A 13,791-nucleotide genomic window follows, 5' to 3' on the forward strand; every position below is an offset into this window, starting at 1 on the left:
GGCTCAGCCCACTGTCCACTTCTGGTTGGCGCCGCCGGTGCAGGTCCAGATCTGCAGCCGCGTGCCGTTGGCCGAGTTGTTCCCGGTCACGTCGAGGCACTTGTTCGCCTGGGGGTTGACGATGTCGTGGGCGCCGGTGACGGTCCACTTCTGGTTGGGGCCACCGGTGCAGTCCCACAGCTGGACGGCCGAGCCGTCCGCGGTGCCGTTGTTCGCGACGTCCAGGCACTTGCCGAGCGCCCGCAGCGTGCCGTCCGAGCCGACGGTCCAGGCCTGCGCCGCGGTGCCGTTGCAGTCGTAGAGCTGGACCGCGGTGCCGTTCGCGGAGTTCGCGGCGGCCACGTCCATGCACTTGCCCGTGAGGCCCCTGACCGGCACCCCGGCGGCGCTGCCGCTGGTCGTCACCGACACCGAGTCCACCACCAGCTGTTGCGGGAACTGCGTGGAGCCGTCGGGGTCGCCGGGCCAGTAGCCGCCGACGGCGAGGTTCAGGATGAGGAAGAAGGGCTTGTTGAACACCCAGGTCTTCCCGCCCAGGTCGGCGGGCGTGCGCCGCTGGTAGACGTTGCCGTCCACCGACCAGGTGATGGAGTCGGGCGCCCAGTCGACGGCGAAGGTGTGGAAGGCGTCGGCGAAGGCCTGCCCGCCCGGCAGCGAGTAGCCCGCGCCTATGCCGCCCGAGCCGGAGTAGCCGGGGCCGTGGATGGTGCCGTGCACGGTGGAGGGCTCGAAGCCGACGTTCTCCATCACGTCGATCTCCCCGGAGTCCGGCCAGTTGACCGGCGTGCCCAGCATCCAGAACGCCGGCCACATGCCCTGCCCGCGCGGGATCTTCATCCGGGCCTCGACATGGCCGTACTGCGCGTTGAACTTGCCCGAGGTGTTCAGCCGGGCGGAGGTGTACTGGCAGCTGCCGTACCAGCACTGGTAGCCCGCCGGGTTCTCCTTCCGGGCGGTGATCACCAGGTGGCCCTGGCCGTCCAGGGCCGCGTTCTTCGTGCCCGAGGTGTAGTACTGACGCTCGTGGTTGTTGACGTTGTCACCGGTCTCCAGCGTCCACTTCGAGCCGTCGACCGCCGATCCGGCGGGCCCGTCGAAGTTGTCGGTGAAGGTGGCGGCGGCCGCTGCCGCGGGAGCGGCGCCCTGGGCCCGCGCCGGACCGACGGCGGCGGACCCGATGAGCGCGGCGGACAGGGCGGCGAGGAGACATCTGCGGAGCAGGCGTGGGCGGCCCATGGCTCTCCGTTCGGAGTGGGGGGTGAGATGCCTCTTGATTTAAGAAGTGAGATAAGGGGACGTCAAGACTCTGGTACGTACCAGTCGTCGACGCTCACGAGGCCCGCGGTGCGCGGACGCGGGCGTGCACCGCCCGCCCGAGCCGCCGGCCCAGCACCAGCCAACCGAGCAGCGCACCGGAAGTGTTGAGGATGACGTCGTCGATGTCGAAGGCCCGCCCGGTGACCAGCGCACCCTGCGCCAGCTCCACCATCAGCATCACGAGCGCCGTGAGGGCCAGCACCTGCAGCATCCCCCGGGCGCGCGGGGCGAGGACCGGCACCAGCACCCCGAACGGGACGCCGAGGAGCACGTTGCCGCCGAGCTGCTTCACCGCGTCCCGCCACGGGGCCTGCTCCAGATAGGCGTGCAGGGACCGGCCCGGATGCAGATTGCTGTGGGTCAACGGCACCGACGCGGGTGACGGCTGAAGCGTCAGCCGGGCCAGTACGACGGCGAAGGCCACCATGACCGCGAAGGCGGCCAGCATCGCCAGCACCCGCAGGGGCAGCGCGAGCGTGTGCCGGGCGACCGGCGGCCGGTCCGGCTCGGCCCGCTCCCGCTTCCGGAAGCCGCGTAGGGAAGCGGGCAGGCGCCGGCCGGTGCGGGGCGGCGCGGCCTTCTCCCGGCTCCTCGGGGCGCGCATGACCGCGGGCAGACGCAAGGCGGTACGGGCCATTCGGTCCTCCAGTGCTCAACTTGCCGGTCTGGGGAGGCGCTTACCCGGCATGCGCCCGGGGATGCCCGCGACCCGGCGGACGGCGGGCGCGCACCGCCGGTTTCCGTTCACGCTCCCGGGGCACTCCGGGTACCGACCCGCGTGCCGCCGCCCCGTCGCGGGCCCGGCGGTGCTTGGATGCTCCGAGCGGCGAAGGGGACACAGCGCCGCGCACCTGCGCAGAACGGACCGAGGAGGTGCCGGATGACCCGGGCCGCATCCCCGCGCACGGTCCTCCTCGCCGTCGGTGAACTCCTGGCCTGGTGGGTGGCTCTGGCGCTGCTGTGGCTGGTGCTCATCACCACGGTCGACACCCTGGAGCGGATCGTCGGCGCGGGCTGCGCCGCGCTGGGCGCGCTCCTGGCCCGGGCCGGCCGGCGGGCGGTGAGCTGGCGGTGAACGGCTGGATCCTCGCGGCCGCCGTCGAGTTGGGCGGGGCAGGGGCGGCCGTCCTGTGGGGCGTGGCCACCGGCCAGCCCGCCCGCCGGGTGACCGCCCAGAACCTGGCGACCTCGGCGGTCTGCCCGGCCCTGCTGCTCCTCGCCCAGGGCTACGGCCGCCCGGCCTACATCGACCTGGCGCTGCTGCTCGCCCTGCTCGGCCCCGTCGGCACGCTCGTCTTCGCCCGGCTCCTCACCGAGGATCTGGAAGAGGAACGGCCGGGCGCCTGGGGGCTGACCTGGACGGCCGCCGGAGTGGGCCTGGCGGTCGTGGTCGCGCTGTGCGTGGCCACCGGGCCGGGCCGGGCGCTGGTGAAACTGCTGGTGATCGGCGCCCTGCTGACCGGCGGCAACGTGATCGCCGCACGGGCGCTGTCGGGCGGCATCCAGGGGGTGCGCGGTGGCTGACCCGGTGCCGGGCGGTCGTGGGGGAGGGGTGCCATGGCCGACGCCGTGATCGTCGTCGCCCTGCTGCTGGTCGCCGGGTGCGCCACCGCGGCCGTGGCCCAGCGCGACCCCGCCCGCCAGGCCCTCGTGCTGTCCGTGCTCGGAGTCGTCCTGGCCGCCCTGTTCACCGTGCTCCAGGCCCCGGACGTCGGCCTGTCCCAGCTGGCCGTCGGCTCCGCGCTGACCCCGCTGCTGATCATGCTCTCGGTGCGCAAGATCAGGCGCCGCGGGCGCCCGAAGGAGGACGCGAAGTGAACCGGCTGCGGCTGTGGCTGCTGGCCGTCGGAGGCGCGGGCGTGGCCGCCCTGCTCGTCGCCGCCTGCCTCGACCTGCCGGACTTCGGCGGCCGATGGCACCCGTACGGCGCCCGCGCCGTCCACGCCTCCGTCGACCGGCACACCGCCAACACCATCGCCTCCGTCAACTTCGACCAGCGCGCCTACGACACCCTCGGCGAGATGAGCATCCTGTTCGCCGCCGTCCTCGGCTGCGTGGTGCTGCTGCGCCAGACGCGCGACGAGCGCCGGGCCACGCCCGAACCCGCGGGCGTGGCCCGCCCGGTCCGCCGCTACGCCCTGATCGCGCTCCCGGTCGCCCTGGTCACCGGCCTGTACGTGATCGCCCACGGCCAGCTCAGTCCAGGCGGCGGCTTCCAGGGCGGTGTCGTCGCCGCGACCGCCCTGCACCTGCTCTACCTCGGCGCCGACTACACCGCGCTGGAACGCGTCCGCCCGCTCGGCGTGTTCGAGACCGCGGACGCGCTCGCCGTCTCCTCCTACGTGGTGCTCGGCCTTGCCTCGGTGCTCGCGGGCACCGCGTTCCTGGCCAACACGCTGCTGCCGTACGGCACCTTCAACACCCTGTCCTCCGGTGGCTCGGTGCCCCTGCTGAACGCCGCCGTCGGCATGGAGGTGGCGAGCGCGGTCGTCGTCCTGCTCGCCAACTTCCTCGAGCAGGCGGTCGAGATCGAGGAGGAGTCGGCGAGTTGACGTCCGTGACGCACGTCCTTCCCTACCTGGTCGCCGCCTACGTCTTCCTGACGGGCGCTTACGGCCTCGCCACCAGCCGCAACCTCATCCACGCCGTCGGCTGCCTCGCCGTCTGCCAGTCCGCCACCTACGTCCTGCTGCTGGCCGTCGGCTACCGCGACGGCGCGACCGCCCCGGTCTTCAGCGACATCAAGCCCGGCTCCCGGCCGGTGGTCGACCCGGTGGTGCAGGCCCTGACCCTCACCGACATCGTCGTCGGCGCCACCGTCACCGCGCTGCTGCTCGCCCTCGTCCTGCAGATCGCCAAACGGCACGGCACCATCGACCCCGACGAACTGCGGGAGTTGCGCGGCTGATGCACCATCTGCTCCCGCTGCTCGTCGCGGTCCCGCTGCTCGGGGCCGCCCTGCTGGTGGCCGCGGGCCGCCGGCTGCCCAGGATCGCCGTCGAGATCGCCGGCTTCGTGATCTCCGGCGGCACGGCCGCCCTCGCCGTCGTCCTGCTGCTGAACTCCTCGCCGCCGATGGTGGAATGGGTCGGCGGCTGGCTGCCCGTCGGCGGTGAGAGCGTCGGCATCGTCGTGGTCGGCGACGGTCCGGCGCTCGGCATGGCCACCGCCGTCTCGCTGCTGACCCTCGCCGCGCTCGCCTACTCCTGGCGCTACTTCGACGAACCGCCACCCGGCCGCAGCAGCGCGTTCACCGCGCTGCTGCTGGTGTTCCAGGGCGCGATGTGCGGATTCGCCATCGCCGGCGACCTGTTCAACGCCTTCGTGTTCTTCGAGCTGATGAGTGTCACCGCCTACGCCCTCACCGGCTACCGCATCGACGAGGCCAAGGCCGTCCAGGGCGCCCTGACCTTCGGCGTCGTCAACTCCCTGGGCGCCTACGCCATGCTGATGGGCATCGGCCTGCTGTACGCCCGAACCGGCGAACTCGCCATGACGAAGATCGGACGCGGTCTGGACGCGGCCGCCGGCAGCGGCGGACCGGACGCGCTGGTCCTCGCCTCCTTCGTGCTGGTCATGACCGGACTGCTGGTGAAGGCGGCCGCCGTGCCCTTCCACTTCTGGCTCCCGGACGCGCACGCCGTCGCCCCCACCCCGGTCTGCATGCTGCTCTCCGGGGTGATGGTCGAGCTGGGCGCGTACGGCGTCTGGCGCGTGTACGGCACCGTCTTCGCCGGCCCCGGCGGCATCCCGGCCGCCGACCTGACCCGGGCGCTGGTGACGCTCGGCGCCCTCACGGCCGCGATCGGCGCCGTCATGTGCTGGTACCAGCGGCACATCAAACGGCTGCTGGCCTACTCGACCGTCGCCCACACCGGCCTCTTCCTCGTCGGCCTCGGCGTCCTCACCCCCGAGGGCGACGACGGCGTCGCCCTGTACCTGCTCGGGCACGCCGGGGTGAAGGCCGCGCTGTTCGCCTGTGCCGGCGTCCTGCTCGACAGGTTCGGCAGCGTGGACGAGCACGCGCTGCACGGCCGCGCCCGTCAGTTGCGCGCGACCGGGGTGATGTTCGCGCTGGGCGGCCTCGGCCTGGCCGGACTGCCGCCGTTCGGCACCGCGCTCGGCAAGGCGGTCATCGAGGAGGCGGTCGGCGGCCCGCTCACCGTGGTCTACGTGGCCGCCTCCGCGATCACCGCCGGCGCCGTCCTGCGGGTCGCCGCCCGGGTGTTCCTGGGACTCGGACCGCGCCCGCAGGACGCCGAGTACGAGACGAGCGGCACCGACGAGGAGCCCGAGACCGGGACTCTGCTGAGCCGGATCCCGGACACCATGACGACGGTGCCCGCCCTGCTGCTCGCCGCCGCCCTCGCCGTGGGCCTGGTCCCCGGCTTCGGGGACGTGGTGGCCCGCTCCGTCAACGAGGCGGGCTCGGGCGGCGCCGACGCCTCGGCGCACTGGACGCTGTACGGCGCCCTGCTGGGGGTGGTCTCCGCCGCGCTGGCCGCGGTCCTCGCCGGTCTCGCCGTGACCCGCCCGCGCTGGGTGGCCGCCCCCGACCGGGCCGCACCCCTGCGCCGCCTGCAGTCCGGCCACGTCGGGGACTACGTGGCCTGGCTGCTGGTCGGCGCGACGGTGCTGGGGGCGCTGGCCCTGCCGGGGGTGCTGGGCGGCTGATCGGCCGGCAGACGCCCACGGAGTCCGGGAGCGCCGGCGGCCGGTCAGCCCGAAGAGTCCGGGAGGGCCGGCCCGCCGGTCAGCCCGAAGAGTCCGGGAGGGCCGGCCCGCCGGTCAGCCCGAAGAGGCCGGGAGTGCCGGCCCGCCGGTCAGCCCGAAGAGGTGCCGTAGGTGATGCGCACCTCCTCGAAGCCGAGCGAGTGCAGCAGTCCCTGCAGCATGGACGTGGTGTTGGTCTCGGCACGGGCGGTCAGCCCGCTGCTGCGCGCCGCGTCGCCGATGTGCCGTACGGCGACCTTCTGCACGGCCTGCTCGCTGTTGGGGTTGTCCGAGAACAGGTCGCCGAGCCGGTCGAGCAGCCCGCGCTGCTTGGACACGGCGTAGGAGTGGTCGGGGTCGAGGGCGGGCCTGCCGAGTCGCGCGTGCGGCAGCCGGAGCGTGGCGGACGTGCGGCCGGCGTCGACGGACACGTCCCTGGCGCCGAGCTGTCCGAGGTCGACATAGGCGTCCACGGTTCCCGCGCCGACGTACAGGGTGCGGGTGCCGCGGACCGCGTCGGGCAGGAACTTCGCGTCCTTCTCCAGGTCCACCACGACCTGGAAGTTGCCCGAGGCCGCGTCGTAACGGCTCATGTCCTGGATGGACTTCAGCAGTGCGGGTCCGGAACGGTCCTTCGTCTCGGTACCGAACAGGTCCTTGATGCCCGGCAGCACGGCCAGCCGGATTCCGGCGAACAGTACGGCGAGCACCAGGACGAGGGCTGCGACGGCCTTGGCCCAGCCGGGCAGGCGTCTGACGGAAGTCGTCATCGGGACTTCCTCCTTCCTGGAGTCCGCATGCCCCGCGAACCGCCGCGGCAGACCGCCCACGCCGACCTGTTCGGCGCGGTCCGGAGCCGGGTGAGCGGTGTGCCGCCGGTGGCAGGCCCGCGGTACCGGAAGGGCGAGGTGCCGGGCAACGCGGGCAGCGGATCACAGGGTGCCGGACGCCGCCTCGGCGAGCGCCGCGTCCGGGGTCGGATGCGGCGGCAGCAGCCGGGCCAGGCCGGTCACCCGGAAGACGCGCAGGGTCAGCGGGTGCGTGCACACCACGTGCAGCCGGCCGCCGCGTTCCAGCACCCGGGCGCGGGCCCGGTAGAGCAGCCGCAGTCCCGAGCAGTCGAAGAACTCGACCGGCCGCAGGTCGATCACGATCCGGGCGCCGGTACGCCGGGTGACCCGGTCCAGGACGGGTCCGATCTCGGCCGCGGCGGCGATGTCGATCTCGCCCCGGAACTCCAGCACCGTGCAGCCGCGGTGCTCGTGCACCCGCAGGTACCGGGTGAGCGGTGCGGGCTCGTCTCGCACGACGGCATCACCTCCCACCCGCGCCCCGACGTCGGTTCCCCGATCGTCAAGTTACCCTCGATGGAAGGAATTTGAGCATGTTCGATTGACATATGTCGTCGAGTTTATGGGGCGCTGCGGCGCGGGCCGTGTGCACGGCCCGCGCCGCACCGCCGGCCCGGTCAGTCGACCAGCAGCACCAGCTTGCCCGTCGTGCGCCCGGTCTCACCCAGCTCGTGCGCCTTCGCGGCCTCGGACAGCGGGAAGGTCCCGGCGATCGTCGCCCTCAGCTTTCCGGACTCCGCCAGCTCCGCGATCGCCCGCATCCCGGCGCGGTCGGCGTCCACCAGCATGCGTACCGCCCGCATCCCGAGGCGCTCGGCCTCCTCGTAGAACTCCTGGGAGCCCACCGGCAGGATCGACACCACCACACCGCCCGGCCGCAGCGTCCGCAGGGACCGGACGGACGTCTCCCCGCCCAGGGTGTCCAGGACGACGTCGACGTCCCGCACCGTCTCCGTGACATCGGTCGACCGGTAGTCGACCGGCTCGTCCACACCGATCGACCGCAGGAAGTCGTGCTTGCCCGCGCTCGCCGTGCCGATCACGTGGGCGCCTCGCGCCTTGGCGATCTGCACGGCCACGTGCCCGACCCCGCCGGCCGCCGCGTGGATCAGCACCCGCTGCCCGGGCTGCACGTCCGCGTACTCGGTCAGCGCCTGCCAGGCGGTGAGGGACACCAGCGGCAGCGCCCCCGCCTGGATGTGGTCGATCGAGGCCGGCTTGTGCACGAGGGCGCGGGCCGGGGCGATGACGTACTCGGCGTGCGAACCGTGGCCGAAGGGGTAGGGCAGCATGCCGAAGACCTGGTCGCCGGGCCGGAAGGCGGCGACCCCGATCCCGGTCTCGGCCACCTCGCCGGACACGTCCCAGCCGAGGACGAACGGCGGCTTGCCGAGGAATCCCCCGTCGGCCCGGTGCTTCCAGTCGGTGGGGTTGACACCGGCGGCCCGCACCCGGACCAGCACCTCGTTCGGACGTGGCGCCGGCCGCTGCACCCGTACTTCCTTCAGCACCTCGGGACCGCCGAGGACGTCCTGGCTGATGGCTCGCATCGTGTTCGTGTCGTTCATGGTCATCAGCTTGCCGGGCTGCGCGCCCCTCGGATATGGCACGATTGCCAACCTTCGATAGGATCATGCCATGCTCGACATGCAGCTGCTCGCGCGGCGCCCGGAGCGGGTCGTCGTCCTGGCCCTCGACGGCGTCTATCCCTTCGAGCTGGGCATCCCCAGCCGTATCTTCGGCGCGGCCGACGGCTACTACGAGGTGCTGACCTGCACCGTCGACGGGCGTCCGGTGCGCACCAACGCCGATTTCACCATCGGCGTCGAGCACGGGCCGGAGATCCTGGAGACGGCCGACACCGTGATCGTCGCCTCCATGCCGCCCACCCGCATCCCCACGGAACTGTCCGGCGAGGTCGCCGCCGCCCTGGCCCGCATCCGCCCGGACGCGCGGATCGTGTCCATATGCACGGCTGCCTTCGTGCTGGCCGCGGCCGGCCTGCTGGACGGCCGCAGGGCGACCACGCACTGGCAGGTCGCCGACCTGTTCCGGCGCCGGTACCCGCACATCGAGCTGGACCCGGACGTCCTCTTCGTCGACGACGGCCGCATCCTCACCTCGGCCGGCGCCGCCTCAGGTGTCGACGTCTGCCTGCACATCGTGCGCACCGACCACGGCAGCGAGCTGGCCAACGCCGTCGCCCGCCGCTGTGTCGTCCCGCCGTTCCGGGACGGCGGCCAGGCCCAGTACATCGACCAGCCGATCCCGGACAGCGGCGCCGCGAGCACGGCGGACACCCGGGACTGGGCCCTGGAGCGCCTGGACGAGCCGCTCACCCTGGCCGACCTCGCCGGGCACGCCAGGATGAGCCTGCGCACCTTCGCCCGCCGTTTCAACGACGAGGTCGGCCTGAGCCCCGGCCGCTGGCTGATCCAGCAGCGGGTGGCCCGCGCCCGGCACCTGCTGGAGTCCAGCGACCTGTCCGTGGACCGCGTCGCCGCCGAGGTCGGCTTCGCCACCGGCGCCTCGCTGCGGCAGCACCTGCACGCGGCGATCGGCGTCTCCCCGCAGACCTACCGCAGAACGTTCCAGCGGGCCCGCTGACAGCCCGCCCCTTCGATGACCGGCCGGGCGGGCTGCCCACGGCCCTCCTAGGCGCCTTGGGGCTCACTCCGTGGCGAACACCCTTTCGCCGCCGACGTGGGTGAGCGCCACGGCCGTCTCGGCGAGGGCCTCCGGCGGCTGCGTGAAGGGATCGCGGTCCAGGACCACCAGGTCGGCGAGGGCCCCGGCGGCCACCCGGCCGGCGTCGTCGAGGTGGTTCACGTACGCCGACTCGGCCGTGTACGCCGTCAACGGGTCCCTGAGGCCCGGCCGCTCGTCGGGCAGGAACACCGGCCCGGCACCGCCCGGTTCGATCGCGGCCACCGCCCGCCACCTCGTCGCCACCATGCGCGGCGGTTCCTGCCCGGCCGCCCTGGACCTGCTCCTCGACGCCACCCGGACACGCCTTGACCGCATCCGTGCGGGGACCGGCGGGTGACGGACACACTGGACGCCACCCGCACCCGAGGAGGCCGTACGAGATGACCCCACCACCCGCCCGCACCGCCGAACAGCGCAAGAAGGACACCCTCCACCGGCTGGAGCACGACGTCGACGCCTGGGTCGCCACCGCGGGCCCCGACGGCGCCGCCCCCTATCTCGTACCGCTGTCCTTCGTGTGGGACGGCTCCGTCCTGCTGTTCGCCACGCCCGCCGAGAGCCCCACCGGACGCAACCTCGTGGCCACCGGCCGCGCCCGCGTCGGCATCGGCCCGACCCGCGACGTCGTGGTGGTCGAGGGCACCGTCCGGGCGGTGACGCCCGAGGACCTGCCCGAGGAGGACGCCGAGGTGTTCGCCGGGAAGACCGGCTTCGACCCGCGCCGACTCACCACCCGCTACCTGTACTTCACCGTCACCCCGCAGCGCGTCCAGGCCTGGCGCGAGGCGAACGAGCTGCCGGGCAGGGAGCTGATGCGTGACGGACGGTGGCTGCCCGGCGACTGAATCCGGCGGCCCGGGATATCCGCAGGGGAGCGGCGACCACCGGAGGAGACATGGCACTGGTGAAAGCGGGCGTCTTGGTGCTGGACTGCGCCGAGCCCGAGAAACTCGCGGAGTTCTACAAGGAGTTGCTGGAGGGCGAGCAGTCGTCGGCCTCCGCCAACCTCGTGGAGATACGGGGCGCCGACGGCGTCCGGCTGGCGTTCCGCCGGGACGTCAATGCGACGCCGCCCAGCTGGCCCCGCCCGGAGAACTCCCTCCAGGCCCACCTCGAGTTCCTGGTCGAGGACCTGGACGAGGCCGAACGCCGGGTGGTGGGGCTGGGCGGCCGGCCGATCGAGACACGGGAGACGGCGGGGCCCTACGAGGAACGCGGCTACTCCGACCCCGCCGGGCACTCCTTCACCCTGCGGCTGCAGCGCGCGACGGCTCCCAAGCAGGGCTAGGGACCGTCTTCGGATCCGCGGCCCGCGTCCGGTGCACACCGGGCGCGGGCCGTTGACCGTGCGTCCGCGGAAGGCGGGTTGCCGACGGGACGGGGATGCCCGGGGCGGACGAGGGGTGTGCCGGGAACCGGTGCGGACACACGTCCCGTGGAGAACCGAACGGCTTGTGCGTACGGCCCCTTGACGGGGCCGTACGCACAAGCCGTCGCCGGTGAAGGCGAGTTGTCGCGAGGGGAGGCCCGGCCACCGCCGCACCGCCCGCTCGGTCCCAGCCACTCGGCTCCCGACCGATCAGTCCCGGCCACCCTTGTCCGCGGCCGGCCACACACCGGTCGACCGCGCGATCGCCTTGGCCCCGGTGCGGTCCACGGCGCTGCGCACGACCGCGAAGATGGCGCCCTGGACCGCCGCGGCCAGCAGGATCTCGCCCCAGCCGCGGTCCGGATCCAGGGCGTCGGGCGCGTCGTCCTCGTGCCGGATCGCCATCCAGGCCTTGCGGAAGGCCATGCCGGCGAGCGCACCGCCCGCCCAGCTGAGCACGAATCCGACCGGCTGGTAGGCGAGCGGGAGTTTCTTCTTCTTGTTCTTGGCCATACCTGACTCCTTCCTCGTCACGCGGCCCTCATGCGGGCCGTCCCTGCGGGGCCACCCGTTCGCCGGGAGGCACCGGTCCCGGCGGTGTGCCGTCACCGAAGGGCCGGCCGCCGAGCTCCGCGCGGTGGTGCGGGGTCAGCCAGCCGGCGAGATCCGGGCCGAGGGGCACGATCCCGGTGGGGTTGATGCCGCTGTGCACCTGGTAGTAGTGCCGCTTGATGTGGTCGAAGTCGACGGTGTCGCCGAACCCGGGGGTCTGGAACAGGTCCCTGGCGTACGCCCACAGCACCGGGTTCTCGGTCAGCTTCCAGCGGTTGCACTTGAAGTGGCCGTGGTAGACGGCGTCGAACCTGACCAGCGTGGTGAACAGCCGGACGTCCGCCTCGGTGAGGGTGTCGCCGACCAGATACCGCTGCCCGGACAGCCGTTCGGCGAGCAGTTCCAGCCGCCGGAAGACCGCCGTGCACGCCTCTTCGTACTCCTTCTGCCGGGTGGCGAACCCGGCCCGGTAGACGCCGTTGTTCACGTCCTCGTACACCTCGGCCATCACCTGGTCGATCTCCGCGCGCCGGCCGGCCGGATAGAGGTCGGGCGCGCCGGCCCGGTGCAGCGCCGACCACTCGGTGGCCAGGTCCAACGTGAGCTGCTGGTAGTCGTTGGTCACCAGCCGTCCGCTGGGCACGTCCACGATCGCGGGCACACTCACCCCGCCCGGGTGGTCCTGCTCCCGGCGCTCGTAGGCCTCGCCCAGGTACCGGATCCCGAGCACCGGGTCCCGGCCGCCCGGGTCCAGGGTGAACCGCCAGCTGCGGTCGTCCTGGATCGGGTCGGCGACCGCCATCGGCAGGGCCTCCTCCAGACCCAGCAGCCGGCGCGAGATCACCGCCCGGCTCGCCCACGGACAGGCACGCGAGACCACGAGCCGGTATCGGCCCGCCTCGACCGGCCAGCCGTCCCGGCCGTCGGCGGTGATGCGGTCCGTGAAGTGGCTGCGGGACCGGTTGAACGTCTTGTGGCCGTAGGCGCTGTTGCCGTCGCCGTCCATCTCTCCTCCTCGCCGGGCCGAATGGCTTTGGGGCCACGCGTTCCCCGTTTTCGCCCGCCCGCACGGTGTGAGCCGCACGGTCGCGGGCAGTCGGCGAAGGGTGAGTGGGACATCCTCGGAACGTGAGACGGCCGCGACGACGGCCGAGAACAGCGGCGCCACGGACACCCGCGCGCCGGCGGCGGACGACGGGAAGGCCTCGAACGCGGACGGCGGGAAGGCCTCGAAGAACGGCGACGGCAAGAGCTCGAAGCCGGAGGACGGCAAGGGCTCGAAGAGCGACCGGCACACCAAGGTCACCGTCCTCGTGGCGCTGGCCGCCAATCTCGTCATCGCCGTCGCCAAGGCGGCGGGTGGCGTGCTCGCGGGGTCACCGGCACTGCTGTCGGAGGCCGCGCACTCCGTCGCCGACAGCCTCAACGAGGTGTTCCTGCTGGCAGCGCTGCGCCGCAGCCGCCGCCCCGCCGACAGCAAACACCCTTTCGGCTACGGCAAGGAACGCTTCTTCTGGTCCCTGCTCGCGGCCGTCGGCATCTTCGTGATGGGCGGCTGCTTCTCCTTCTTCCAGGGCTTCGAGGCACTCGGCTCGGGCACCGAGGAGAAGTTCAGCGGCTATGTGGCGGGCCTGATCGTGCTCGGCGTGGCGCTGCTCGCGGAGGGCGCGTCCCTGCTGCGGGCCCTGCACCAGGTGCGCCGGCAGGGCGGCGGTCTCGGCGCGCTGCGCGACCCCGCGCTGCGCACCGTGGTCGCCGAGGACGGCACCGCGGTGCTCGGCGTGACCCTCGCCATCGTCGGCATGGCGCTGCACATGGTCACCGGGCAGGTGGTCTGGGAGGCGTCCGCCTCGCTGGCGATCGGCGTCCTGCTCGTGTACGTCGCCTACCGGCTCGGACGGGACGCCCGCGACCAGCTCATCGGCGAGGCCGCCGACCCCGAACTGACCGGCAGGATCCGGTCGCTGCTCGCGGCGCAGCCGGAGATCGACAGCGTCGAGGCGCTGTTCACGATGAAGATGGGCCTCGACTCGACCATGGTGGCCGCGCGCATCGATCTGGTGCCGGGCCTGGACAGCGAACGGGTCGAGGAGGTCGCCGTACGGATCAAGAACTCCCTGGCCCGGACGTTCCCGGAGACCGACCAGATCTTCCTCGACGTGACCGACGGGGCAAAGGAGAGCCCCGCCGCGACGGGGGAACGCGGCGGGGCCTGACGCTCGGGTGCCCGCCCGCGGACGGCGTCACACCTCACCGGAACGGATTCCTCTGGAACGAACC

Annotated in this window: 18 protein-coding genes; 10 read left to right on the top strand and 8 right to left on the bottom strand. The window is 72.9% G+C overall.

Annotation, left to right across the window (positions count from 1 at the left end):
• Positions 1–3: 3 nt before the first annotated feature.
• Together ABVB68_RS08240 and ABVB68_RS08245 are read right to left on the bottom strand one after the other, a co-directional pair.
• A complete protein-coding gene (locus ABVB68_RS08240) occupies positions 4–1,236 on the bottom strand; it encodes a lectin (RefSeq protein ID WP_353600219.1) in 1,233 nt (410 codons plus the stop codon).
• A 94-nt stretch (positions 1,237–1,330) separates the two neighbouring features.
• Positions 1,331–1,954, bottom strand: coding sequence for a VanZ family protein (locus ABVB68_RS08245; RefSeq protein WP_353600220.1), 624 nt, complete (start codon positions 1,952–1,954; stop codon positions 1,331–1,333).
• Positions 1,955–2,197: 243 nt separating this feature from the next.
• Here ABVB68_RS08245 and ABVB68_RS08250 point away from each other — a divergent pair, with 243 nt between their 5' ends.
• The 6 genes from ABVB68_RS08250 to ABVB68_RS08275 are packed head-to-tail and all read left to right on the top strand — an operon-like array spanning position 2,198 to position 5,991.
• A complete protein-coding gene (locus ABVB68_RS08250) occupies positions 2,198–2,392 on the top strand; it encodes a hypothetical protein (protein ID WP_353600221.1) in 195 nt (64 codons plus the stop codon).
• Positions 2,389–2,841, top strand: coding sequence for a monovalent cation/H+ antiporter complex subunit F (locus ABVB68_RS08255; RefSeq protein WP_353600222.1), 453 nt, complete (start codon positions 2,389–2,391; stop codon positions 2,839–2,841). The genes ABVB68_RS08250 and ABVB68_RS08255 overlap by 4 nt, the downstream gene beginning before the upstream one ends.
• 33 nt (positions 2,842–2,874) lie before the next feature.
• Positions 2,875–3,135, top strand: coding sequence for a Na(+)/H(+) antiporter subunit B (locus ABVB68_RS08260; protein WP_353600223.1), 261 nt, complete (start codon positions 2,875–2,877; stop codon positions 3,133–3,135).
• The gene (locus ABVB68_RS08265; RefSeq protein ID WP_353600224.1) at positions 3,132–3,869 is read left to right on the top strand and encodes an MnhB domain-containing protein; all 738 of its coding nucleotides are present in this window, start codon (positions 3,132–3,134) and stop codon (positions 3,867–3,869) included. Before ABVB68_RS08260 ends, ABVB68_RS08265 begins: the two co-directional genes overlap by 4 nt.
• Before the next feature lie 5 nt (positions 3,870–3,874).
• Positions 3,875–4,225 (top strand): sodium:proton antiporter, encoded by a 351-nt coding sequence (locus tag ABVB68_RS08270; protein ID WP_353600270.1) that lies wholly within the window; start codon positions 3,875–3,877, stop codon positions 4,223–4,225.
• Positions 4,225–5,991, top strand: coding sequence for a complex I subunit 5 family protein (locus ABVB68_RS08275; protein WP_353600225.1), 1,767 nt, complete (start codon positions 4,225–4,227; stop codon positions 5,989–5,991). The genes ABVB68_RS08270 and ABVB68_RS08275 overlap by 1 nt, the downstream gene beginning before the upstream one ends.
• Before the next feature lie 149 nt (positions 5,992–6,140).
• Here the strand turns inward: ABVB68_RS08275 and ABVB68_RS08280 are convergent, their stop codons facing one another.
• The 3 genes from ABVB68_RS08280 to ABVB68_RS08290 form a co-directional block, all read right to left on the bottom strand.
• Positions 6,141–6,800: a DUF4230 domain-containing protein gene (locus ABVB68_RS08280; RefSeq protein WP_353600226.1), complete on the bottom strand. Its 660-nt coding sequence runs from the start codon at positions 6,798–6,800 to the stop codon at positions 6,141–6,143.
• Positions 6,801–6,962: 162 nt separating this feature from the next.
• Positions 6,963–7,337 carry an anti-sigma factor antagonist gene (locus tag ABVB68_RS08285; protein ID WP_353600227.1) on the bottom strand — a complete coding sequence of 125 codons (375 nt, stop codon included), beginning with the start codon at positions 7,335–7,337 and terminating at the stop codon, positions 6,963–6,965.
• Positions 7,338–7,498: 161 nt separating this feature from the next.
• Positions 7,499–8,449 (bottom strand): NADP-dependent oxidoreductase, encoded by a 951-nt coding sequence (locus ABVB68_RS08290; protein ID WP_353600228.1) that lies wholly within the window; start codon positions 8,447–8,449, stop codon positions 7,499–7,501.
• Positions 8,450–8,519: 70 nt separating this feature from the next.
• Between ABVB68_RS08290 and ABVB68_RS08295 the strand changes: the two genes are divergently transcribed.
• Positions 8,520–9,488, top strand: coding sequence for a GlxA family transcriptional regulator (locus tag ABVB68_RS08295; protein ID WP_353600229.1), 969 nt, complete (start codon positions 8,520–8,522; stop codon positions 9,486–9,488).
• A gap of 63 nt (positions 9,489–9,551) precedes the next feature.
• On the opposite strand, the gene ABVB68_RS08300 is transcribed toward ABVB68_RS08295, so the two are convergent.
• Positions 9,552–9,836, bottom strand: coding sequence for an amidohydrolase family protein (locus ABVB68_RS08300; protein WP_353600230.1), 285 nt, complete (start codon positions 9,834–9,836; stop codon positions 9,552–9,554).
• A gap of 134 nt (positions 9,837–9,970) precedes the next feature.
• Between ABVB68_RS08300 and ABVB68_RS08305 the strand changes: the two genes are divergently transcribed.
• A complete protein-coding gene (locus ABVB68_RS08305; RefSeq protein ID WP_353600231.1) occupies positions 9,971–10,435 on the top strand; it encodes a pyridoxamine 5'-phosphate oxidase family protein in 465 nt (154 codons plus the stop codon).
• A 50-nt stretch (positions 10,436–10,485) separates the two neighbouring features.
• Positions 10,486–10,878 carry a VOC family protein gene (locus ABVB68_RS08310; protein ID WP_353600232.1) on the top strand — a complete coding sequence of 131 codons (393 nt, stop codon included), beginning with the start codon at positions 10,486–10,488 and terminating at the stop codon, positions 10,876–10,878.
• 291 nt (positions 10,879–11,169) lie between these two features.
• Here the strand turns inward: ABVB68_RS08310 and ABVB68_RS08315 are convergent, their stop codons facing one another.
• Both ABVB68_RS08315 and ABVB68_RS08320 read right to left on the bottom strand, forming a co-directional pair.
• On the bottom strand, positions 11,170–11,472 hold the full coding sequence (locus ABVB68_RS08315; RefSeq protein ID WP_353600233.1) for a DUF4235 domain-containing protein: 303 nt from the start codon (positions 11,470–11,472) through the stop codon (positions 11,170–11,172).
• A 28-nt stretch (positions 11,473–11,500) separates the two neighbouring features.
• Positions 11,501–12,517, bottom strand: coding sequence for a glutathione S-transferase family protein (locus ABVB68_RS08320; RefSeq protein ID WP_353600234.1), 1,017 nt, complete (start codon positions 12,515–12,517; stop codon positions 11,501–11,503).
• A 100-nt stretch (positions 12,518–12,617) separates the two neighbouring features.
• Here ABVB68_RS08320 and ABVB68_RS08325 point away from each other — a divergent pair, with 100 nt between their 5' ends.
• Positions 12,618–13,727, top strand: a complete 1,110-nt coding sequence (locus tag ABVB68_RS08325; RefSeq protein WP_353600235.1) for a cation diffusion facilitator family transporter — start codon at positions 12,618–12,620, stop codon at positions 13,725–13,727.
• Positions 13,728–13,791: the final 64 nt, after the last annotated feature.

This window comes from Streptomyces sp. NPDC096012, from assembly GCF_040426375.1.
Lineage (GTDB): Bacteria > Actinomycetota > Actinomycetes > Streptomycetales > Streptomycetaceae > Streptomyces.

Bases quoted from the DNA above. Each gene is read 5' to 3' on its own strand.
- ABVB68_RS08310 (WP_353600232.1), top strand. From the start codon at position 10,486: ATGGCACTGGTGAAAGCGGGCGTCTTGGTGCTGGACTGCGCCGAGCCC.
- ABVB68_RS08275 (WP_353600225.1), top strand. From the start codon at position 4,225: ATGCACCATCTGCTCCCGCTGCTCGTCGCGGTCCCGCTGCTCGGGGCC.
- ABVB68_RS08250 (WP_353600221.1), top strand. From the start codon at position 2,198: ATGACCCGGGCCGCATCCCCGCGCACGGTCCTCCTCGCCGTCGGTGAA.
- ABVB68_RS08260 (WP_353600223.1), top strand. From the start codon at position 2,875: ATGGCCGACGCCGTGATCGTCGTCGCCCTGCTGCTGGTCGCCGGGTGC.
- ABVB68_RS08295 (WP_353600229.1), top strand. From the start codon at position 8,520: ATGCTCGACATGCAGCTGCTCGCGCGGCGCCCGGAGCGGGTCGTCGTC.
- ABVB68_RS08315 (WP_353600233.1), bottom strand. From the start codon at position 11,472: ATGGCCAAGAACAAGAAGAAGAAACTCCCGCTCGCCTACCAGCCGGTC.
- ABVB68_RS08280 (WP_353600226.1), bottom strand. From the start codon at position 6,800: ATGACGACTTCCGTCAGACGCCTGCCCGGCTGGGCCAAGGCCGTCGCA.
- ABVB68_RS08290 (WP_353600228.1), bottom strand. From the start codon at position 8,449: ATGAACGACACGAACACGATGCGAGCCATCAGCCAGGACGTCCTCGGC.
- ABVB68_RS08240 (WP_353600219.1), bottom strand. From the start codon at position 1,236: ATGGGCCGCCCACGCCTGCTCCGCAGATGTCTCCTCGCCGCCCTGTCC.
- ABVB68_RS08300 (WP_353600230.1), bottom strand. From the start codon at position 9,836: ATGGTGGCGACGAGGTGGCGGGCGGTGGCCGCGATCGAACCGGGCGGT.
- ABVB68_RS08320 (WP_353600234.1), bottom strand. From the start codon at position 12,517: ATGGACGGCGACGGCAACAGCGCCTACGGCCACAAGACGTTCAACCGG.
- ABVB68_RS08245 (WP_353600220.1), bottom strand. From the start codon at position 1,954: ATGGCCCGTACCGCCTTGCGTCTGCCCGCGGTCATGCGCGCCCCGAGG.
- ABVB68_RS08305 (WP_353600231.1), top strand. From the start codon at position 9,971: ATGACCCCACCACCCGCCCGCACCGCCGAACAGCGCAAGAAGGACACC.